General features: G+C 63.1%; 17 protein-coding genes and 1 pseudogene. 6 read left to right on the plus strand and 12 right to left on the minus strand.

The window, feature by feature from the left end:
* Positions 1–131 precede the first annotated feature (131 nt).
* The gene (locus U5775_RS10265; protein ID WP_322058153.1) at positions 132–1,034 is read right to left on the minus strand and encodes a M15 family metallopeptidase; all 903 of its coding nucleotides are present in this window, start codon (positions 1,032–1,034) and stop codon (positions 132–134) included.
* A gap of 136 nt (positions 1,035–1,170) precedes the next feature.
* Between U5775_RS10265 and U5775_RS10270 the strand changes: the two genes are divergently transcribed.
* The 4 genes and pseudogenes from U5775_RS10270 (at position 1,171) to U5775_RS10285 (ending at position 7,126) form a co-directional block, all read left to right on the plus strand.
* Positions 1,171–2,112: a hypothetical protein gene (locus U5775_RS10270; protein WP_322058026.1), complete on the plus strand. Its 942-nt coding sequence runs from the start codon at positions 1,171–1,173 to the stop codon at positions 2,110–2,112.
* Positions 2,113–2,266: 154 nt separating this feature from the next.
* Positions 2,267–4,971, plus strand: a pseudogene (locus U5775_RS10275) (type VI secretion system Vgr family protein).
* Positions 4,972–4,973: 2 nt separating this feature from the next.
* Positions 4,974–6,353, plus strand: coding sequence for a hypothetical protein (locus tag U5775_RS10280; protein ID WP_322058027.1), 1,380 nt, complete (start codon positions 4,974–4,976; stop codon positions 6,351–6,353).
* A complete protein-coding gene (locus U5775_RS10285; protein WP_322058028.1) occupies positions 6,350–7,126 on the plus strand; it encodes a hypothetical protein in 777 nt (258 codons plus the stop codon). The genes U5775_RS10280 and U5775_RS10285 overlap by 4 nt, the downstream gene beginning before the upstream one ends.
* 108 nt (positions 7,127–7,234) lie before the next feature.
* Here U5775_RS10285 and U5775_RS10290 read toward each other — a convergent pair whose 3' ends face one another.
* From U5775_RS10290 to U5775_RS10305, 4 genes are all read right to left on the minus strand, one after another.
* Positions 7,235–8,524 carry a nucleobase:cation symporter-2 family protein gene (locus tag U5775_RS10290; RefSeq protein WP_322058029.1) on the minus strand — a complete coding sequence of 430 codons (1,290 nt, stop codon included), beginning with the start codon at positions 8,522–8,524 and terminating at the stop codon, positions 7,235–7,237.
* A 188-nt stretch (positions 8,525–8,712) separates the two neighbouring features.
* Positions 8,713–9,735, minus strand: coding sequence for a xylose isomerase (locus U5775_RS10295; RefSeq protein WP_322058030.1), 1,023 nt, complete (start codon positions 9,733–9,735; stop codon positions 8,713–8,715).
* 14 nt (positions 9,736–9,749) lie between these two features.
* Positions 9,750–10,814 (minus strand): aromatic ring-hydroxylating dioxygenase subunit alpha, encoded by a 1,065-nt coding sequence (locus tag U5775_RS10300; protein ID WP_322058031.1) that lies wholly within the window; start codon positions 10,812–10,814, stop codon positions 9,750–9,752.
* Positions 10,815–10,834: 20 nt separating this feature from the next.
* The gene (locus U5775_RS10305; RefSeq protein ID WP_322058032.1) at positions 10,835–11,833 is read right to left on the minus strand and encodes a PDR/VanB family oxidoreductase; all 999 of its coding nucleotides are present in this window, start codon (positions 11,831–11,833) and stop codon (positions 10,835–10,837) included.
* Positions 11,834–11,974: 141 nt separating this feature from the next.
* On the opposite strand from U5775_RS10305, the gene U5775_RS10310 reads away from it, so the two are divergent.
* Complete coding sequence (locus tag U5775_RS10310; protein ID WP_322058033.1) at positions 11,975–12,928, plus strand: LysR family transcriptional regulator; 954 nt, start codon at positions 11,975–11,977, stop codon at positions 12,926–12,928.
* A gap of 225 nt (positions 12,929–13,153) precedes the next feature.
* Here the strand turns inward: U5775_RS10310 and U5775_RS10315 are convergent, their stop codons facing one another.
* From U5775_RS10315 to U5775_RS10345, 7 genes are all read right to left on the minus strand, one after another.
* Complete coding sequence (locus tag U5775_RS10315) at positions 13,154–14,137, minus strand: DUF1177 domain-containing protein (RefSeq protein ID WP_322058034.1); 984 nt, start codon at positions 14,135–14,137, stop codon at positions 13,154–13,156.
* 90 nt (positions 14,138–14,227) lie between these two features.
* Positions 14,228–15,370 (minus strand): porin, encoded by a 1,143-nt coding sequence (locus U5775_RS10320; protein WP_322058035.1) that lies wholly within the window; start codon positions 15,368–15,370, stop codon positions 14,228–14,230.
* A 45-nt stretch (positions 15,371–15,415) separates the two neighbouring features.
* Positions 15,416–16,171, minus strand: coding sequence for a dipeptidase PepE (pepE, locus tag U5775_RS10325; RefSeq protein ID WP_322058036.1), 756 nt, complete (start codon positions 16,169–16,171; stop codon positions 15,416–15,418).
* Positions 16,172–16,201: 30 nt separating this feature from the next.
* Positions 16,202–17,389, minus strand: coding sequence for an aminotransferase class V-fold PLP-dependent enzyme (locus U5775_RS10330; protein ID WP_322058037.1), 1,188 nt, complete (start codon positions 17,387–17,389; stop codon positions 16,202–16,204).
* A gap of 22 nt (positions 17,390–17,411) precedes the next feature.
* Positions 17,412–19,022: an OPT/YSL family transporter gene (locus U5775_RS10335; protein ID WP_322058038.1), complete on the minus strand. Its 1,611-nt coding sequence runs from the start codon at positions 19,020–19,022 to the stop codon at positions 17,412–17,414.
* 56 nt (positions 19,023–19,078) lie between these two features.
* Positions 19,079–19,816, minus strand: coding sequence for an IclR family transcriptional regulator (locus U5775_RS10340; protein ID WP_322058039.1), 738 nt, complete (start codon positions 19,814–19,816; stop codon positions 19,079–19,081).
* 466 nt (positions 19,817–20,282) lie between these two features.
* Entirely contained in the window at positions 20,283–21,302 is a 1,020-nt protein-coding gene (locus U5775_RS10345; protein WP_322058040.1) for a WYL domain-containing protein, read from the minus strand.
* A 231-nt stretch (positions 21,303–21,533) separates the two neighbouring features.
* On the opposite strand from U5775_RS10345, the gene U5775_RS10350 reads away from it, so the two are divergent.
* Positions 21,534–21,962 (plus strand): DUF3293 domain-containing protein, encoded by a 429-nt coding sequence (locus tag U5775_RS10350; protein WP_322058154.1) that lies wholly within the window; start codon positions 21,534–21,536, stop codon positions 21,960–21,962.
* Positions 21,963–21,965 lie beyond the last annotated feature (3 nt).

The raw sequence follows: 21,965 nt of genomic DNA on the forward strand, positions 1-21,965 counted from the left end.
GTGGCGCGCGGCGGCCACGGCGGGCCGCCTGAGCTTATAGGCGTTCGGTTGCGAAACCATGTCGGCCATACAGGCAGTGCGGGCCCTATATGTCACGCGGCGCGTCATTGGCGATTCCATTGGCGCACTTCTTATTGGGCATTGGGGGCATTGGGGGCATTTGGAACATTAGGGACTTTTTGAAGAGCCGCTGCCCTGCGCCCGAGCACGAAACCGGGCTTGTGATATTCGACGTGCCCGAGATCCATCAATTTCCACCGGCCACCCCACGTTAGCCCGACCTGCTCGGCCACTTGCCCATATAACTGATAGCCGCGCATGGCCCAAGGATCTTTTTCTGAAATGACGAGCTTGCCGTCACGTAAAAACGCGTTATCCGCCGCGAGCCCGTATTGGTGATAGCTCTGAAACGCCGCAGCATTGGTCACGCTGCCCCCCATTTTCGCCAGCCGGTCCTGCCGTTCGGGGCTCCGATAACCTTCCAGCAATGCCATTTGATAACCGTATTGCTCGTGCATGATTTTATAAACGAGCAATAGACGCGTACGGAAGTCGGGATCGAGCAGATTCCAGTCGCGGCTCGCATCCACCAAAGCGGGGCGCAGCTGTTCGACCTCCCGTGTGGCGAACACTTCAGGCGGCAATGGCGGCGGCGGAACGAGCTGCTCGCCATTGAGCAGCGCCGCGACTTTTTCATCGGGCGCCCGAAGCGTGTCGTCGTATTGGAATAACTGGTGGCCGCGAAGCGCAATAGCAATCAGCGGCGGCGTCGCAAGAATACCTGTCGTCGACAAAATCAGCAAGCGTCGTTTAATCAGCAAATTTTGCATGCTGTTCACAGTTGAATGTGAATATTTTGCCGACCGCGAAATACTTTTACGCGCATGCGTGGCGCTTGCCGAAACACGGCGCGTGATGAGGTTATGCAAATTGGATACGATACCGAAAAACGTGGCTCGCACGCCCGGTAGAAGCAGTATTGCCGCTAACGGAACGGTAATGACGAAATAGATGACGAGTGCAATGGCAACCAAAAGCAACCCCGTGACTGGAGGCAATTGTTTTTTGTAATGCTTGATTTTAGAATCAGGCCTGCCCGAACTCGGGCCGACACGTATTATTACGGCGAAACAGGCCTGATTCAATGTGCACGATTCGAATGAGACTCTAATGAGTGTGCCGGACAACTCCCGCCCTAAAGCTCCACCCAGCCTGCTTGCTGATGGCCCCGGCAAAGCGGCCAGCGCGCCCGCCAACGCCGGCGCGCGCAATGGCTCGCGCATTCTTGCGAATCTGGAAGGCCGCGTCGTGCCGCCTGCCGCGCCGGCAGGCAAGACAGCGCGTACCTCGAAGACAGCGGCGCTCGTTGCGCTGCTCGTGATCGGCGCGGGCGCGTTCGGCGCCTGGCATTTGATGACGCGCGCGCCATCCGCAACGTCGAGCGCTTCCGCGCCGGCCAGCGCCACGGTTGCGGCCGCGAGCGCCTCGCAGGCGGTCGTTGCGCGCGCACAGACCGGCGCGCCCGACGAAGCCTCGGCGTCGCACGCGGCAACCATCGTCGCCGACGACGAGGCCGCGAGCGCCAGGCCGTCCGCGGACAATGGCGCTTCCGCGCCCGCGAACGACGCCGACCGGCTTTCGCGCGCGCTCGCGGACGGCGTGCACGATGGCAACGCCAGCGGCGCTGCGGTTACGGCGGCGGCGCCCAAGGCGCAATCGACGCAATCGGCACAAGCAGCGCAATCGGCGAAAGCGCACGATAAGACCGCTGCGAAGCGCCAGGCGGCCAATGAGCGTCATGCGCAAAGCAAGACCGCCGTCGCGCAGGCAAAGAAGCCGCACAACGGCGCGAAGAAGGATGACTCCGACGTCGATTTGCTCGCCGTGCTCGTGGCGCGTACGAAGCCGGCCGATGCCAAAACGGCGGCCCACGGGTCGAAGTCGGCGGGCAAGGGTCAGGGCGACAGCAATGCGTCGCTTGCACAGCAAGTGAAGGCGTGCGGCGATCGCGAGTTCTTTGAGGATCAACTCTGCCGCTGGCGCGTATGCGATGGCCATTGGGGCACGGACCCGGCGTGCCCCTCGGCGGCGCGAGCGAGCAACGAGCATTGAGAATGCGGCCGCACGCCTTGATGGGGCGCGATACGGTTGCGGCTGCGATTGCCGTTGCGGTTGAAGCGGCAGCGCGGGCAAATCCGCTGGATATCAGCACTGCTGACCTTGTTGGCGAGTAAAACGTCCCGGCGGATCCTGAAGGGGGTCAAGCATGAACTTGTCCGAATTGATCCAGATGATCAACGGTGGTCTGATCCAGCAGGGCCGCCTGATCAAGACGGATATTCCTGCATTGCCCGACAATGCGCTCGTGCCGCGTCGGGCGGTCACCTGTTCCGAACTGGGCCGCGATTTCCGCGTCACGCTAGACATGGTGTCCACGGCTGGGGACATCGAGCTCAAGACGCTGATTGCCCAGCCGATCACGCTGTGGATTCAGCAGGCGGACTCATCCTGGCTGCCCGTCAATGGCTACATTCATACCGCGCGAAGGCTGGGCGCGGATGGCAGTTTTACCAGTTACCAGCTCACGTATGCCTCGTGGCTGCACTTCCTGAAGTTCCGCAGCGACATGCGGTACTGGCAGGACCAAAGCGCGGACGCCATCATCACGGACGTCCTCAACATGCATCCCCAGGCCCAGGGCCGGTTTCAGTTCGCCTTGCACAAGCCGCTGCCGCAGCGCTCGTATTGCCGCCAGAGCGAAACCGACTGGAACTTTGTTCATCGGCTGATGGAAGAGGAAGGCCTGTTCGGCTTTTGGCGGCAGGCCGGCGACGGCAAATCGCACATGCTGGTCGTGACCGATAACCTTTACACGCTTGATGAAGTGTCGCCCAATCCGGTTAGCTTCTATCGCGCCGACACGGGCACCGAAACGGATGCGTTCACGCAGTGGACGGGCACGCGCAAGCTCCAGAGCGCGTCGCGCACGACGCGCACGTTCGACTACAAGTCGCCCTCGTCCTGGGCCGATCCCAAAGGGACCTCGCTGCCCACGATGCCGGGCCAGGGCGATCTGCCGGAGCAGACCGAAGTCTACGAATATACGGGTGCCTATACCTGGTTGGACCAGACACGCGGCGAGCAGCTTTCGAGGGTTCATCTGGAAGAGTGGGAATCGCGCGCCAAGCGGTTCTTCGCGGTGGGGGGCGTTCGCGGTATCGACGCGGGACGCCGCTTTGCGCTGAGCGGTCATCCGGATCACGACCGCGATCCGGCTGCTCAGCGGGAGTTCGCGGCGATCAAGGTGAGCCGGTTCATCGAGAACAATCTGCCGCTCTCGGACCAGGACGCGAACTTCCCTCACAGCCTCTTCAACGAACTGAAGCAAGCTAGGGCCGCGCAGGGCGAGGCAGAGTTCAGCGTGACGCATGCGGACGGTTCGGCCGGATTTTACCGCGTCGAAGTCGAGGCGCAGCGCGTGACGGTTCCATACCGCAGTCCGTTCGAGCATCGGAAGCCGGAGATACATCTGGAGACGGCGATCGTCGTGGGGCCGCAGGGCGAGGAGGTCTACACCGACGCACTGAACCGCGTTAAGGTGATGTTCGTCTGGGATCGTCAGAATCCAGGCGACGCGTGCGCTTCGTGCTGGGTCCGAGTCGCGCAGTCGGATGCGGGCGGCGGCTACGGAAGCGTGCACGTTCCGCGCGTGGGCGAGGAAGTGCTGATCGGCTATGTGGGCGGTGATTGCGACCGGCCCATCGTCCTGCATCGCGTATACAACGGCAATGTCCAGCCGCAGTGGCATAGCAACGGCATCCTGTCCGGCTTCCGCTCGAAGGAGTATTCGGGCAGCGGCTTCAGAAGGAGTATTCGGGCAGCGGCTTCAATCAGATGGTATTCGACGACGCAACCGGACAGAACCGCGTGCAGCTCTACAGCAGCCAGGCGAATGCGCAGCTGCATCTGGGTTATCTGATCCAGCAGACCGGCAATGCCCGCGGTGCGTATCTCGGCAGTGGTTTCGATCTGAAGACGGATACCTACGGCGCGCTTCGGGCCGGCAGCGGGCTGTACGTGAGCACGCATCCGAAGCAGGCGGGCAGCCAGCCGCTCGATGTGAGCGAGTCGCATCAGCAGCTCGTCGGCGCGCAGGGCGTGGCCGAGTCGCTTTCGGCCGCGAGCGAGCAGCACAATGCCGAAACGCTGAAGCCGGGCTATGACGCGCTACAGAAGTTCGCCGAGGCGACGCAAAGCAGCGTGGCCGGCAGCGCTGCGGGCGGCGGGCACACGGCCGGTGGCGGGACCGGCCACGCGAACGCGTTCAAGGACCCCGTGATGCTCATGGGCAGTCCGGCGGGCATTGCGCTTTCGACGCAGCAGAGCGCACACATTGCCGCGGATCAGCAGATCAATCTCGTGAGTGCGCAGAGCACGCATATCGCGAGCGGGAAGTCGCTGATCGCAAGCGTCGCGGACAAGCTCAGCCTGTTCGTGCAGAACGCGGGAATGAAGCTGTTCGCCGCCAAGGGAAAGGTGGAAATTCAGGCACAGGACGACAACGTCGAGATGACCGCGCAAAAGACCCTCAAGGTTATTTCGGCAACCGAATCGATTGAAGGCGTGGCAAAGCAGGAGGTTTTGCTCACAGCGGGCGGCGCATATATCCGCATCAAGGACGGCAACATCGAGATTCACGCGCCGGGCAAGGTGGACGTGAAGGGCGCGCAGCACGAGTTCAGCGGGCCAACCAGCCTGAGCAAGACCTACAACATGGAAGGCAAGAAGGCGGACATGCGAATTCGCTACGTCGATGCCGAAGGGAACGTGCCCGAAGGGGAGCCGATCAAGTTCACGACCGGAGACGGAACCGTGCATAGCGTCGCGCTCGATGGCGAAGGCAAGGCGGAGTTGAAGAACATCGACTTCGGACAGTTGCTCGCCAATCAGGTCAAGCGATTCGAGGGGTGAAAATGGCAGACAAGCCGCTGGTCAAACACGATGTTTGCATCGATCTGCCGGGGCAGCCGGTCAATTGCTGGGCCGATACGGAGACCACGGTGCTGCTGAGAAAGCATCGGGATGTGATATTCGACGTCAATCTGCAAAAGGGAAAGATGTATACGGTCGAGACCAGCGACGACTGGTTCTACGACACGAAGGTGAAGCGTCGCGTCAAGAGCGGCACGTTTCAGGACGGCGAACGCTACCACATCTGGATCGGCCGCGAATTCAAGGGCTTTCTCGTGCTCAAGATGGACGGCAAGGAGCTCCAGCGCTATTCCATGCTCGTGCTGAATACGGACAGCCACGGATCGGATCCGAAAACGAAGCCCGAACCGATTACGCTAGTCTACGGCGGCCAGGCCGACGTGCATGGCATGCCGCAACTCGCCCGCTTCTATCAGCAGGGCGCGGCGGCGAATACTGCCTTCGGCACGCCGGCCTGGAAGCTGGGCTTGCCGTCGCTCTCGACCGATCTACCGTCGCTCGACGACGAGTTCGGCTGTCGCCGGCTGCTGCCGATTGCGAAGCCGGCTTCCACGCCTCAGGAGCCGCAGGTCATGCATGTCTTCGAAGTGGACGTGAAGACGATTCCGGCGGACCTCGTCAATGCGCTCGAGACGGGCGGCGACGACGAAACCGCAATCGACACCGCGCACGTTGCGACGCGTAACTGGATCACTGGTCAATTTATCGGCTTCGCGGGTTACGTCGGCGACAACCTGCCGTGGATTCGCGAATTGTGGAAGACCAAATTCCGCTTGATCAAAATCGTGCATCCGAAGGCGGGGCCCAGATGGTACGTCGTGTTTAAAGGCACGATCGGATCGCGGACGGAAATTTCGGCGGCCAAATACGGCGTCAAGAACACGAAGATTCTCGCGATCACGGGCGGCGCTGGAACGGCCGAATCGATGGGCCAAGCGGCGTGGCGCAGTGCGAAAGGCGTGGTCACGACCAAGGCAGGCGTGATCACGCTCGTTCTGACGATCGGCCTGGATTTTGCCGAGTGGTATCACGGTTATCGCGCGGGGCAGAAGGACTTTTGCGATCTCGTTGCCAAGGTTGGGATCGATCTGCTGGTGGCGGGTTTGACCGCCGCGCTGACTTCGCTGGTGGTTGGCGCGATTGCTTCCCTGGCGGCTGTTGCCGCCGTGCCGGTTGCCCTGACCGTTGCCGTGGCGGTGGGTGTCGCGGTTGCCGTCGGCTATATAGTCAATTATGTCGACAAGAAAGTGCATTTCACGGATTGGGTTGCGCAACGCTTGCGCGAAGCCGCCGAGAGTTACGAGAAATACATGCCCAAAGACTACAATCCCTATTCGCCCATGTTTGGAGGCATGCCATGACGCAGCGTATTGCTGCACGGCGCGAAGAGAAGGCCTTGTCGCCGATCGCCGGCCAGGCGGTGCGCGCGGGAGTGCTATTGAACGGGCTGGCCATTGCGCTCGCATTCATCGCGTATAAATTCGACTACGGTATTTCCAGCATCCCGGGACAGATCAGTATCGCAATCGCGGTGATCTGTATCGCGGTGCCGGTTCTATGCTGGCTCGCTTGCGCAAGTACGCGAAAATTCGCGATGCACGGATCGGTACGGCTGATTGGTCTGGTGTCCGCCTATGCACTGCTTGGCGTCGCGTTCTATTTTTTCTATTTCATCTTTGCACCGATGCCCGTGTTCGAACGCGTTCTCGGGCTTGGGGGCGGGGGTGCGCTGAGCGCTTACTGGCTGATATTTTCGTGGCTCGAGCTCACGCGTTTCATCGAGCGATCGAATTTCGAAAATCTCGCATTCAATTTTTACGACGATGAAATCGTCTGCAAGGCGAAGTTCTTTGAAATTCTCGATGAGGGGCATGTCGACAAGAACCCGTTCGTGAAGTGGCATACGTGGATCGTCATGGCGCTCGCGCCATTCTTTCTCGTACTGAGCCGGGTGTTGTCGATGTATTTCGGCACCGGCGGTGTGTTGTTCTTCATCGCGGCGGTGACCTTTCCAGCGTCCCTCTGGCTGATCGGGGTGATGGTCCGGGTTGGCGTGACGATGATTCAGTTGCCGCTTGCCATGGAGCGCAAATACCGTAAGCCGGTGCTAATTGCGGCCGATGCGCCGTTCTAGCGCGGCGCTACGAGATACCTGCGAGAAGCGCGTCGGGCCGCTCGATCGAGAAGATCGGGCGGCCCGATTGCGTTGTGCGGGTCGCTCGCGCGGCCCGTGTGCCTAGGCTCACGCCATCGCACGCTGCCGGTAGCCGTTGAAATACAGGTTCAGCATCAAGGCGCTGAGCGAGGCGAGCACGATGCCGCTGTGCGTGAACGGAGACAGCCAGTGAGGCAGCCAGGCCAGCAAGCCGGGGTTGACCATCGGTACCATGCCCACGCATACGCTGACCGCCACGACGAGCAGGTTGTTGCGGCCGCCTTCGTGCCGGTAGTCGACGTCGACCAGCACCTTGATGCCGGTCGCCACCACCATCCCGAACATCACCACGCCGGCCCCGCCGAGAACGCAATGCGGAATCAGCGCGAACAGCGTCGAGAGCTTGGGGAACAGCGCCAGCACGACCATGATCGCACCGGCACACACGCAGACCCAGCGGCTTCTGACGCCGGTCACGCCCACCAGCCCGACGTTCTGCGAATACGTGACATAGGGAAACGTATTGAAGATGCCGCCGATCAGCGTGCCCAGACCGTCCACGCGTAACCCCCTGACGACATCGGCATGATCAACGGGCTTGTCGACCATCTCGGCGACGGCCAGCATCATGCCCGTGGTCTCGACCATCACGACGATCATCACGATCGACAGCGCCACAACGGGCATCAGGTGAAACGTTGGCATGCCGAAATGAAATGGTGTGACGAATTCGAACCAGCTCGCGCGCGCCAGCACCGTGAAGTCGACCCTGCCCGCGCAGGCCGCGATGGCGAAGCCAATCAGAATGCCGAGCAGTACAGCGATATTGCGCAGGAAGCCGCGCGCGTAGCGCGTGATGGTGAGAATCGCCACGAGCACGACCAGTGAGATCAGCAGGCTGAACGGGTCGCCCAGGCGCGCGCCGCCCGCCATCCAGTTGATGCCGACCGGCACCAGGTTGAGGCCCGTCACGGTGATGACGGTGCCGGTGACCACGGGCGGAAACAGATTGACCATGCGTCCGACCAGCGGCGCCAGCGCGATCGTGACCATGCCGGCGGCGATGACCGATCCAAACAGGCCGGTCAACCCGATGGCGGGATCGGCCACCATCACGGTCATCGGCGGCACCGCGGCAAACGTCACGCCCATCATCAGCGGCAGGCGGATACCGAACTTCCACAGGCCGGCGGACTGGATGACCGACGCGATGCCGCACGCGAACAGGTCGGCGCTGATGAGCATCGCGATGGCGTCCATCGGCAGCTTCGCCACGCTGCCGATCAGGATCGGCACGGCAATGGCGCCGGCATACATCACCAGCACGTGCTGCAACCCAAAGATGAAAAGTTTGTTGGCGGGTAGAACTTCGTCCACGGGGGCGGTTCCGCTGCGGGGCGACGCGCTGCTATGGTGCGCAAGGTCGGATTGCTCGGCTGCCGTTTCCATCTGTTTCGTCCTCCTGATCGCTTGTCCCTGTTTGCGCGGGCGGCGTCGTGGCGCCGCCCGTCGCTTTGGGACTGTCTCCTGATGCCGCATTCAGATCGTGGTTCCTGGCGCGGCGCTTACAGACCGGCGGCCAACTCCCGTTCGATCTGGTCATAGGTGTCGCGAATGAAGCGTGCAACCGCGACGCTGCTCTCGAACGTGTTGTAGCCCACGCCAAGCCCGTAGTCGGGAAGATTGATGTAATCGACCGTCATCAATTCGAGCGGGCTATCGTCGTTCGTGAGGTGATGGCGGATAGTCTTGCGCACGACTTCCCGCGTTGGCTCCAGCAGCCACGCATGCCAGTCGTCGTACCATTCGCCGGGATTCGGCCGCACGTAGGGGTATTGCACGCCGCGTCCGGGTTGGCCTTCATCTCCCGTGGCCCAGCGGTTCAACGGGCCGTTGGGCACGGCGGGGCGGTTCTGCTGCCACCAGACCATGTTCATGCCGAGCCAGGCGTCGGCCAGGTTGCCGGGCTCGAACGGATCGAGCACCACGCGCCCGCTCTTCACATCGTCGACGATGCCGGAAATGGCCTGCTCCGCGGGATTGCCGATCTTGAAGATGCAGTGGCTATAGTCCATCACGAAGCGGAACGGCACACCACGCGCACGGACTTTTTCGGCCACGACCGCGACGCGCCGGAAGTCTTCCGACCACATCAGGATATGGACTTCGAATCCGATCTGGATGCCGCATCGTTCGCCCGCCTCGTGCGCGCGCAGGTACAGGTCGACCAGTTCCTCGTCGGTCACCACGTGGCCATCGGCATGATGCGTGAGCACCATCATGTTGTGATAGCGCACGCCCGCGGCCGCCGCGTTGGACAGGTTGTGCGCGAGCACGCCGAGCGGGTCCTCGCCGATGCGGTAGGTCCATGCGGAACCCAATACGGGGAAGTCGTACTTCTCGACGGCGGCGATATAGTCGGCGACCTTGTCGGCCAGCGGCAGCCGGTCGAAGAAGTCGAATACGCCCGACTCGACCACCATGCGAAACTGCGTATCGACAGGCAGTTCCTGCAGCGACACAGGGTTCGACGGCGAAGAAGGCTGCACGCCGCGGCCGGCGCAACCGAGCTTGATGCGAGGTTTCATCTGGTTTGTCTCCCTCATGCGGCACGGGCGGCAGCCGTGCCTTGTTCGTCGCGGACCAGTTCCATCAGCCAGCGGCGGTACGCCTGCGTCACGGCATCGGCGCCGCGCACGGGCAGTTCGAGCCGCACTTCGTCGCCGACGATCGGCACCAGCTTCGGTTGTTGCGATTCGATTACGGGCTTGTCCTGGTCGAGGACTTCGGCTTCGAATTCGAGAAAAAAGTCGTCGTGCCCGGGCTCGGTGCCGAAATCGCGGGCGATCCACCAGAAGCTGCGCGTGTGCGTGGCCGACACGGGGCAGGCAGCCATCAGGAGAACATAATGTTTGCCGTTCTCGAATGTGCGGCGCAAATGCACCGTATGGGGCATCGTGACGTGGTACGAGTTCGCCACCGAAATCCAGTTCTCGCCCTCGATGCCGAGCAATGCGCGCTTGCGGCCCACGCTCGGCTCCTTGAGCGCGGCGCGCTCGAAGCGCAGCACATGGTTCTCGCGCCACGGCTCGACCGTGTCGACTTCGGGCCGCGAGCGGCTGCCGATGCTGCCGTCGTGCACGAAGGCGAAGTGGGAGAAGTCGACGAAGTTCTCCAGGCGGCGCGGCGCACTGGTTTCCCAGTCGTAGGCGGGTCCGCGCACCAGGCGATAAGCAGGGTCGTCGAATTCGGGAAACGTCGGCACCGGGAATTTCGGCTCGGCGTCGAGGCACGCCCAGATGATGCCGGCCGACTCGCTAACCGGGAACGCGGGCACCGTCGGCTTCATCACGGCGGTCAGCGAGTCGCACGCGGGAATCTTGACGCAATGGCCGTCCGAATCGTAGCGCCAGCCGTGGTACGGGCATTCGAGGCGGCCGTCGACGATCATGCCGTTGGACAGCGCCGCGCCCCGATGGGCGCAACGGTCGGCCAATGCAACGAGCGTGCCGTCCAGCCGCGCGAGCACGATGGGCTGGTCGAGCAAGGTCACGCGCACGGGCTTGTCGATCACGTCGCCGCTGTACGCGACCGGGTGCCAGAATCGGTGCAGGGTGCGGTAGAGCGGATGCTGGCTGTAATCGCGCAACAGGTAGTCTGCCTTCATGCTACGGTCTCCTTTGTTTTTCAAAGATCAAGCTTGATGCGTTCGCCGCGACAGCGCGATACGCAGATCATCATTACCCGGCCGGCTTCGCGTTCCGCGCGGCCGAGCACGGCGTCGCGGTGGAGCGGGGCGCCGTCGAGCACCGTGGTTTCGCAGGTCCCGCAGGTGCCTTCCTTGCACGAGTACATCACGCTCTCGCCCGCGTCGATCAGCACGTCGAGAATCGACTTGCCGGGCGGCACCGTGTAATGCCGGCCCGAGCTGGCCAGTTCGACGTCGAAGGGCCGGTCCGCGTCGTCATCGGCCGGACTGCTCACGGCTGCGGCGCCGAACGATTCGACGTGCACCCGCTGCGCGTCCAGGGCCGAGGTGGCGGCCTCGAACGCACGCAGCATCGGTTGCGGCCCGCAGCAGTAAAAGTGTGTGTCGCCATCGTGGCGCTGTACCACGTCGCGCAGGTCGAGCATCGCCTGGCCGGGTTCGTGGTCGAACACGCAAACCAGTCGGCCGTTCCGGCTATTTGCGGTCAGCGCTTCCAGTTCCGCCAGGAATGCGGCGTGGTCGTGCGTGCGTGCGCAGAAGTACAGCGTCCACGGTCTGCCGTCGCGTTCGAGCCGCTGGACCATCGACCACAACGGCGTAATACCGATGCCGCCGGCCACGAGTACCGTTTTCAGATGATCGTTACGTAATGCGAAATGATTTCGCGGTCTGCCGATGGCGATCGCGTCTCCGGCGCGCAGGCATTCATGCACGTAAGCCGAGCCGCCGCGACTGTGAGCATCGTGGGCCACGGCGATCACATACCGGTGCCGTTCCCCCTCGTTGACGAGCGAATACGAACGGCGCAATCCGTTTGGCAGGTGCAGGTCGATGTGCGCACCGGCCTGCACCGGATCGAATGCCACGTCCGGCCCGGCCGGCCGCAGCTCGATGCGCAGCACGCCCCGGGCAATAGGGTCGATGGCCGCGATGCGGGCACACAAGGTGTTCTGAAACGGTGCGATCAAACGGTCCATGAAATGTGCCTCGTGGGTATCGAAAGCGTTTGAGCGGCGGCTCCCGCGTTTCCTTGGGGGCGGGGATCCGTCGTCCGTTGTATTTCATACGACCGCAATCTATCATTCAAATTGTTAATTTAAATATATTCATAGACTGAGATGATGAATCTGACACTGCGCCAGTTGCAGGCATTCGTGCTGGTCGTGCAGACACGGCAATTCACGCTCGCGGCGCACAAGATGCACATCACGCAATCGGCGCTGAGCACGCTGGTCAAGGAACTGGAGTCGAGCGTCGGGCTGAAGTTGCTGGACCGCCATACGCGGCGCGTCGAGCCGACCGAGGCGGGGCTCGGTTTCTATGTGATGGCCGAGAAGACGCTGGCCGACCTGGAGAACGCGGTCTCCCATGCGCACGATCTGGCGTCGCTGCGCGCCGGGCGCGTGAGTGTTGCCGCGTCGACGGTGTTGTCGGCCGGCTTGCTGTCGAAGGTATTCAAGGACTTCAAGTCGCGCTACCCCGACATTCGTATCGTGCTGCGCGACGTGGCCGAGGAGCACATCGTCGAAACGGTACGCGCGGGTCACGTCGATCTGGCGGTGGGCACCTCGGCCGAACCTGATCAGGAGATCGAAGAAACGCCGCTAGTGGCCGATCGCTTCATCGCGCTGTGCTGCGAGGATCATCCGCTGTCGCGGCAGCGCCATATCGCGTGGCGCGACCTCGAGGGTTTTCCGTTTATCGCGCTGGCGCCCACGAGTCCGATCCGGCAACTGATCGACGCCACCACGCGCGAGGCCGGCGTGACGCTCGATATTGCCTATGAGGTGTCGTTCGCCACGACGGTCCTGAGTCTCGTTGGCGTCGATCTGGGTGTGAGCGTGCTGCCGATGAACAATCATCCCTCGCTGCCGGCATTCCGCATCCATGCAAAGGAAGTGATCGCGCCGGTGGTGACGCGGCAGATTTCGATTTTCACGCGCCGCCATCGCGGCTTGTCGCCGGCAGCGGCGCAATTCGTGGCGTTCTTGCGCGCCTACGTGGCATCGCATCCCGATACGGCGCCGAACTCGATCCGCGAGCAAGCTGCACGCAAGACGCGCGGGAAATAGCGAGGGATCGGTAGCAGCGGCGCCCATAGAAAAGACCCGCACCGCTGCGGTCGGCCTTGAGCCAGGTTTCGCGGTCCACGTTGCCGGCTTTGTCCCATTCGGCCTGCTCCTTGGGGCTTTGCTGCCTTGCGGCCCCGGGGAGGCCGGGACCGCTACCGTCATGTCCGGCTGGCGCCGCGAATCGGGCCGCAGCAGGCGCTCCGCGGCCCCTCGACGGCGACTCTGCTACGCGCCGCGCGCCTCGGCGTTGCCGTAGGTCTGGAACGCCGAGAGGTCGGGGTAGGTCCGTCGGATGGTTTGCCACTCGGCCGCGTTGTAGAACTCGCAAGGATTGTTCGGCGAGGCGGCCGTGAAGCGTTTCGCGACTTCGATGCAAAAGCGCACGGTCTCGGCGATGTCCACTTCGTGGCTCGCGCTCGAGTCACTTCCGCCGACCACCGACTGCGCGGTCAGCGCGACGCCCACCACCGGCGCGGTCGTGGCCACGTGCGGCTGCATGATGCTGTTGAAGTGGTAAAGCCCGTTGTCGTAGGGCGTGATGTCCTGCAGCGAGATCGGCAACGTGAAGGCCGGGCGGCCGGTCGTCGACTGCATCACGTTCACGAGGTCGGGCGACACGCGCAGGATGTAGCCCTGCATCGCGGTCGGCGTGATCGCGAAGCCGCGCTGCTTGACGATGCTGTTGCCCTTCGATGCGTCGATCGAGAGGATCGCGTCCATCTGCGGCGACACTTCGTACTGGTTCATCGTTGCCGACGACACCGGCATGCCGGCGAACGGAACCCCGTCGTTATAGGTGATCGTCCCGTCGGTCGTGATGTGCGTGGTGACGATGACGTCTCCGGGCAAGTGGTCGCCCTTCGCCTTCATGCTCGCGAGCTTGAGCGCGGTGGCCAGCGCGCCGATCGGTCCATCGGCGTCCGAGACCATGCCGGTTCTCACGGGCCGGCCGCCGATCGCGCCGTTGCGGCCGATCACGCCGAGCGTGCGCGCCTGGCCGCCGCTCGTCTTGCCGTTCGTGCCCGGAATCAGGATCGAGACGAAATCGGAGGTCTTCGCGGGGTCGTCGGGCGGCTCGTGATTGAGTGTCGTGACCGTGACCGTCACGCCGAGGCCGGCATACAGCGCGAGCATCTCGACGATCGTTTGTCCATTGACGGTTGCGCTGTCCAACGCCTCATAGGTTTCCAGGGTGCACTTCAATGACATGATGAACTTCCTTTACTTGCAAATCGCGCCGGCGCGCGGTGCGCCGGCGATGTTCAGAGGGGGCGGGGTCTGCCTCGCGAGCCGCGGGCTTCAGAACAGGTGGCGCAGACCGACCAGCGCGGACACCTGTTCGTTGCGGCCATTGAGGCTCTGCCCGCTGCTGGCCGCGCCGTTTGTCGTCGTGTTGCCGAACAGCCCCGACCAGCCGCCCGTCACGCGTTCGAAGGCGGCCGCCACGTAGACGTCCGTGCGCTTGCTCAGGTTGTAGTCGGCCACGCCATAGAGCGTTTCGCGCGACCCGTTGAAGTCTTGCGCGTGGGTGCGGTCGTACATGCCGGCCACGGTGAAGAGCCATGTCGGCGTGGCGCGGTAGTTCGCTCCAACCGTGAAGAAGTTGTCGCTGCGATGGCTGCTGAACACCGAGTTGATCGCCACGGTCGCCGCGGGCGAGCCTGAGGCCATGCTCGTGATCGAGGCGGTGTCGGTGCCGCCGTTCGATGAGTCGAAGCCCGCTTCGCGATCGCTGTGAATGTAGTTGGCAAACAGATTCGCACTCCCAATTTTTGAGGCCACGCCAAGAAGATAGATGCGCGCGCGGCGGCTTTGCGTATCTTTCGTCTGCTGCGCGTCGCCCACCGCGGTCACGGGGCCCTGCGCGTACTTGATGCCCAGCGACATCGACGAGCGCGCCTGGCTGTCGCCCGCGATGCCGCCGGCCGCATATTGGGCGAGCAACTGGAAGGGGCCGTACGAGCCCGTGTAGGTGATGGCGTTGTCGTAGCGCTGACCGGTCATGTACACCTGCCACGAGTTGGTGGGCGCGGCGCCCACGCCCAGCGGGTCGACGTAGTACAGCATCGTGTTGGCCGTGGTGTACTGTCTGCCGAGCGCGAGGTCGCCATAGCGCGCATTGCCGAGCGTGACGAACGCCTGGCGGCCGAACAGCTGTCCCTGCTGGTCGAGCTTGCCGCTGTTGGCGAGAAAGCCGTTCTCGAGCGTAAAGCCCGCGCGCCAGCCGTTGCCGAGGTCTTCGTTGCCCTTGAGGCCGAAGCGGCTGCCCGACAGGAAGCCCTCGTTACCCTGCTGGAGCGCCCAGGTCGAATCGCCGGCCGGATTGGTATGCGTCTGGAAGCTGATCGCCTCGTCGACGATGCCGTAAAGCGTGACGCTCGATTGGGCGTGAGCGTGGAGGGTGGTGCCCAGCAGGGCGAGCGCCATGCATTGCTTTTTCATCTGTGTCTGCCCGTGTATGTCGTCGTGTCGAGTGGCGTGCAATGCTTAGTGGGAGAAGTTCGGCCAGCTTGGGAATCCCGTAGGGCCGACGACATCCTTGAGATCGAACGAGGCGCCCTCGGCCAGTGTGGCCGCGTTTTTGGCGTCGGTGAAATGCAGCGCGCCGCGTTCGCCGAGCACGGTGCCCGTGCTGCCGTTCGAGAGCAGCGCGGAGCCTTCGGGCAGCGCGAACACCTGCTCGGGTGCGTTGATGGTCATGAATTCGGCGAGGCGTTCCTCGCGGCTTTCGCCGTTGTGCCCGGCCGGCTTGCCGCTGATGAAGTGCGGATTGATCTGGAACGGCACCAGACCGAGCGCGCGCAGCGTCGGCGGCTGCACGATCGGCATGTCGTTAGTCGTACGAATGGTTGGGCAGGCGACGTTGCTGCCGGCGCTCCAGCCGATGTACGGCGTGCCGGCGCGCACTTTTTCGCGGATCGCCTCCACGATATCGGCTTCGTACATGCGCGAAAGCAACGCGAAGGTGTTGCCGCCGCCCACGGCGATGGCGTCCGCGCGCTCGATGGTCTCGCGCAGGTTCGCGCTGCGGTGAATGCTGGTGAGCCCGTAGCCGAGCTGCTCGAAAACGGGGCGGGCGAGGCCCTCGTAGGTGTCGAAGTCGAAGGTGACCGCGGCGAACGGCACGAACGCGACATGCTGCTTCTCGTGCTTGAGCACCGCGTGGATCTGCGCGCCGGCGTGCTCGAGATAGCCGAGGTTGTCCTTGCGCGAACTGCTCATGAGGAGGATGCGTTGGTTCATGGTGCGAGACTCCAGGGAATGGTGAACGGGTTAGACCGCTTCGAGTGCGCCGATCAGCGCGACCAGACGATCGACTTCTTCGTGTGTGTTGAAATAGTGCAGCGAGGCGCGGGCCATCGTCGACACGCCGTAGCGGGCAAGAATGGCATCGGCCATGAAATTGCCCGATTCGATGATGCAATGCTGCTGTTCGAGCGCCGCCACGATGCGGGCCGGATCGACGCCTTGCAGATTGAACGGCACGATGCCGATGCGCTGGTCCGCGCGCGTAGGGCCGTAAAGCTGGAAGCCCGGCAGCGTGGCAAGCCGCTCGACCGCGTAGGCCGTCAACTCGCGCACGCGCGATTCGATGGCGGCAATGCCGATCGACTGTGCATAGGCAATGGCCTCGCCCAGCCCGAGAATGGCGGGGACGATCGGGCATCCGGCTTCGAGGCGGCGCGCGCCCGGAACGAAGCCGAGCGCGCCGGTCGTGCGATCGTAGGTGCCGTTCCACCAGCCGGTGAGGGCGGGCTCGAGCTCCGCGTGCCGCGCCCGGCGCACGAACAGAAAGCCGCTGCCCTCGGTGGCACGCAGCGCCTTGCGGCCGCAGCCCGCGAGGAAGTCGCAGCCGAGCGCCTCGACGTCGGTATGCACCATGCCGACGCTTTGCGAGGCATTCACCATCGACATGATGCCGTGCCGGCGCGCGACGGCGCACAGCGCCAGCGCGTCCTGCAGCGCGCCGGTCGAATTGGGCACGTGCGAGAACGTCAGCAGGCGGGTGCGTGGCGTGATCGCGCGCTCGAACGCTTCGGCGTCGAGCAAGCCTTCGGCATTCGCGGCGACCATCTTCACCGTGACGCCCCGCGTGGATTCGAGACGCTTCCAGGGCAGCAGATTGCTGAGCATCTCGGTGTCGGCCACGAGAATCTCGTCGCCCGGCTGCCAGTCGATGCCCTGGGCGACCAGCGAAATCGCTTCGCTCGCGTTTTTCGTGAAGGCGATTTCGTCGGCGCCGGCGTTCAGCAATGCCGCGAGCTGGGCGCGAACGGCCTCGACGCGTGCATAGGTTTCGCGGCGAAACGAGGGCAGGTAGATGCCCTTGTGACCGGTGTCGAGCAGATACTCGCTCACGGCGTTCAGCACGGGATCGGGGGGCAGTGACGCAGCCGCCGTATCCATGTAAATAGTGCTACTAAGCAGTGGCGTGTCGTGACGCAGACTTTCGATATTCATGATGCTTCTCGTTCGAACGGGGTTACTTCATCTTGATCATGGAGCGGCCGAAGCTGAACAGCGCATCGCCGGCGATCACGCCGCCCGCGAAGGCGCTCATCTCGGCCAGATCGCGGTTGCCGCGCGTGCGCAGCAACGCGACGCGAATCGCGAGGCCAGCCAGCACCGCGAAGCCCGCGAGCGGAGAGGTCAGCAACAGGCCGGTCGACAGCAGCACGCCGAGCTGTCTTTTGGCGCCGCCGATCCATTGCAGGATCGCACCGGGAATCGCCCAGATGGCGAGTTCGCGGGTAATGTCCCACGACGAGCCGGCCTTGATCGACGCCGCATAGACGCGGTCCACGGGCGGCAGTTGATCGTGCAGGAAGTAGCCCTCGTGAAAGAGCACGACCACGATGCCCGCGACCACGAACCCGCCCATGGCCGCGAAGAACTGCTGGCGGCGGCCGGCCAGTTCGAGCGCTGGGTCGGCGCCTTCGCCACGGATCAGGTAGCCGGTTTTCAGGTCGTAGCCCATGTCGGCGAAGGCGGGGCCCGTCGACGCGGAGAAACCGGCCAGCACGGCGAGCGCGCCGGGCGGAAAGCCGAGCAGGACGCCGACGGTCAAGGTGATCAGCGCGACGGCAAACGCGGGAAACCAGCCCGAATGCATCGCCGCGATGCCGACGATCAACTCATGCACATAGGCCGCGAGGGCCGCATAGAGCACGAAGGCGACCAGCATGCCCGGCGACATGGATGCAACGTGACCCGCCGCGAGCGCGATGACGGCCGCGATCAAGGCATAGACGAGATAGCCGCCGCCAAGAATGCGTCCGGTCCAGGTGGCCGGCATGGTGGACAGGCCGGCGTCGTTGACGGGTGCGCTGCGCGAGCGGCGGATTTCCGCGCCGACCTGGAACATCGCCACCGTGCCGGCGCCGATCATGAGACCGTGCGGTATATAGAGCTTCGCGATGTCGATGCCTGCGAGCGCGACCGAATAGCCACGCACCAGCAGGCCGATGCCGAACATCGCGAGGGCGGCCACGTTGCCGAGGAAGGCCGCACCGAACGCAGACATCGGGACACCTAAACAAGCGCCAACGACACCGGTGAGCACGCCGAGACCGAGGAAAGCGGCCTTGCGCCCGCCGCGGTCGCCCGCCCAGATGGCCTCAGCGGTGGCGACGCCCGAGGGCCAGCTTCCCGTCGCGGGAAATACGCGGCTGCCGAACAGAAAATAGAGCATCGCGCCGTCGACGAACATCGCGGCCAGCGCGCCGATCATCATCGGCATCGCCAGTTCGGGCATGCCCATGGCGTAGGGGACGCCAATGGGAATCATCAGCGAGTTCGCTGCACCGAAAGTCGCGGACGAAATGGCGGTCTGCACGAGGTTCTGGCGTTCGAGCACGCGAAACCGCCGCGCGACTTCGAGCGGAATACGCGAAAACACGATGGCGATCAGCGCGCCGATAATCGAGGTGTTTGCCGAGATGCCCAGCGTCACGATCAACTGCATGCCGATGATCGCGCCGAGCACCGAGAGGACGAGCGACACGAGCAGGAGAACCGGCTCCGCGAAGCGTGGGAAGCGGGTCGCCGTAACAGGCGATCCCTCCCTGTTAGTAGTGCTACCTGTTAAGGACATGAAAGCGGTCTCCGTTGTAATGAGTGACGGCGCGCTCGTGAGGTGCGCCGGCTAGCCTAGCGAAGCAGTCCTACGACCCCTTCGATTTTCGGCTGCGCCAGTTGCAGGGGCGCGAGCAGGCGAGGGATCGCGGCTTCGTCGAGTCGCTGGACGGGGCCCGAGATGGCAATCGATCCCACCACCTGGCGGGTCCGGCTCCACACGGGCACCGCGAGGCCGGCTACGCCCGCCGCCGACTCTTCGCGCGTATAGGCCCAGCCTTGATTGCGAATCTGCGCAAGCTGACCGTCAAGCACCGCGAGATCGACACGCGCATCGGTGCGAGCCGCATTCGCGCAGATGCCTTCGCGCTGTTCGGGCGGCAAGAAGGCGAGAATGGCCTTGCCGTGCGAACCGGCGTGCAGCGCAAACCGCTGGCCTTCCTCGATCGAGAAGCGAAGCTGCTGGTCGCTGTGGACGATGTCGAGGCACAAACCCTCGTTGCCGTCGATGAGGGTGAGAAAGACGGTCTCGCCGCTTTCACGCGCGAGGTGCTGAAGAATGGGCTCGACGGCCTGCGTCGGCGAGACGACGTGGCGGACGATCTCGCCCATCTCGAACCAGCGCAGCCCCAGCGTATAGCGGCCCGCCGCGTCCTGGACGAGATAGCCCTCCGCGGCGAAGGTGGCGAGGACCCGCTGGACGACCGCATGATGGGTGCCGCTTTCGCGCGCGAGCTCGCGTACGCCCCAGGCGGGTTGCGTGGAGGTGAAGTACCGCATCAACTGTAGTGCGCTGCTTAGGCTCTGTAGCATGCTTGTTTGTCTCCGTATGAGAGACAGTGTCTCTGTGTGGATGTAGTATCGCAAGTAAGCTGGGTTGCGATCTATCAGGGTTAACTCGTGCGGGGGTTGCACCTGGGGTGGTTGGTTGGGGTGGAGATTGGGGATGGTGGGCGGCTGGGGGATTCGCGATGCGAAGCGGTTAGCCGGTAGGCGTTTGGAAGCCGAGAAAGTCCGGTAGTGGGCGCCGAGTCAATGGCGTGGAAGAGGTCACTGGCGGCTTGGGAAAGGCAGATGGAAGGACACGCGACGATGCCAGGCGTCTGAGCACGTCGGATTTTGATGATGTAGCAACGGACGACCACGCAAGCGTGATCGTCCGTTGCCTGTCGCTAGAACTGGATCAAATTATATTATTTAACATAATATAATTTATCAACTTTTTTCACTTCATTAGGGTCGGATAATTTCATATCCAGCCCAACACTCCAGCGAACCACTATCCGCCATAGATCCTCGCAAGCGCGGCCGCTTCCTCAGCAAGCTCGGCGCGCAGGCTCGCGGGCCCCAGCACCTCGACGTTCGGCCCAAACGAGCGCAGCCACCAGCGCAACCGCTGGCTCAGCATCACGGTGCCTTGCACGAATAGCTCGTCGCCGTTTCGCGTGCATTTCTGATCCCTGGACATCGGCGTTTCAAGCAGATGGTCGCCCGCACTGTCGACAAATCTCAACTCGAGCAAGACCTCGTTCTCGACCATGAAGTCGAAGTTGCGCTGCTGACGAACGTAAGCATCGAGCGAAAACAACGCGGGATACGTGAACGATTCGAGCAAAGCCCTGGCACGACTGAGGCGATCGAGGCGATACATCGTGGGATTGGCTTTGCCTTGCGTGCCCGCCACCAGATACACGAGGCCGCCCACTTCCACGAGACCGAACGGCAGCACGACCTTGGCGCGGTCATTGTCCGTATCGTGGCGCGGTCGATAGACGATCTCCAGTTGACGCTCTTCGAAAAGCGCTCGGGACACTTCTCCGAATTGCTCCCGATCGATCGTCGGATAATGCAGGGCAAAGCCGCCGCTCTCGACGGCGACCTTGCTCGCCCAGCGCGAATACTTGCGCTCCCATTCGTTGTGGGTTTTGCGTAGTCTCGTCTCCGCGATCTCGAACAGCGGAGAAAGCGACTCGGCCACCAGTTCCGGTATCTGCCGCGAAGAGAACCGTTTTAGCGTTTGCAGCGCGAGCGCTTCGTCGAAATTCATCATCGCGCCCGCCTTGGCCGCCATGCCGTTCGCGCCGGCTTTCTTGCGCCACAACCAGGCCACGCCCTGCTGCGCCATCTCGACCAGACCGTCTTTCTCGAGCCTCGCAAGATGCCGATGAATCGTCTTCAACGAGGGCATGTCCTGCACCGCAGTCATTAATCTGCGGTAAAGGTCCGGTGTGCTGAGCCAGGTGTTTTGCGTGGCCGCGTCGGGAAGGACGCGCAGGATTTCTCGATCGATGTCGGACATTAAGCGATGGAATCGTCTGAGTGGTGGATCCTGGGTTTAACGGCACCCATGGGACTTCCATAACGTTGTGTACACAACCAGTTTGACGCGTTCGTCGGAAACGGGACGCCCTGCTACATCGGCCCTTGTCCGACGACTGGCCACGGTTCGCTTGACGTGTTTCAAGCCGGCGTGTTGAAATCGAAAAAGCATTTCGAATTGGGCCGATGCCTCCTTAAAGCGGAGGGTTCTTTGCTTTCAGACTCGAACATTCCACGCAACACGATTCAGGCGTACCTTGAGACGCATTATCAGGTATTCGCCGAGACGCCGATCACGCTGCGCATCGGTCAGTTCAATCCGGCACTCGCCGCGCTGCATGACGCCAGCCACGTTGTCTGTAGCGCATTCATCACCGCCTGCAATCCATTGAGCCGGAGCCTCGATCCTCAAGCCAATGCCGCCCGGCAGGAGACGCTCGCGCGCGAGTTCGAAGCGCTCGGCCTCGCATACGTCGAGGGCATCGGAAAACATCCGTCGAATCACTGGCCCGGCGAAGCCAGCTTCCTCGTGCTGGGCGTGACGCTCGACGCGGCAAAGGCGTTAGGCAACAAGCACGATCAAAACGCGATCGTCTGGTGCGGCGCCGATGCCGTGCCCCAACTGATTCTCTTGCGTTAATTC

Origin of the sequence: Paraburkholderia sp. J63, from assembly GCF_905220245.1 — a bacterium.
In the GTDB taxonomy this organism is placed as follows: Bacteria; Pseudomonadota; Gammaproteobacteria; order Burkholderiales; family Burkholderiaceae; genus Paraburkholderia.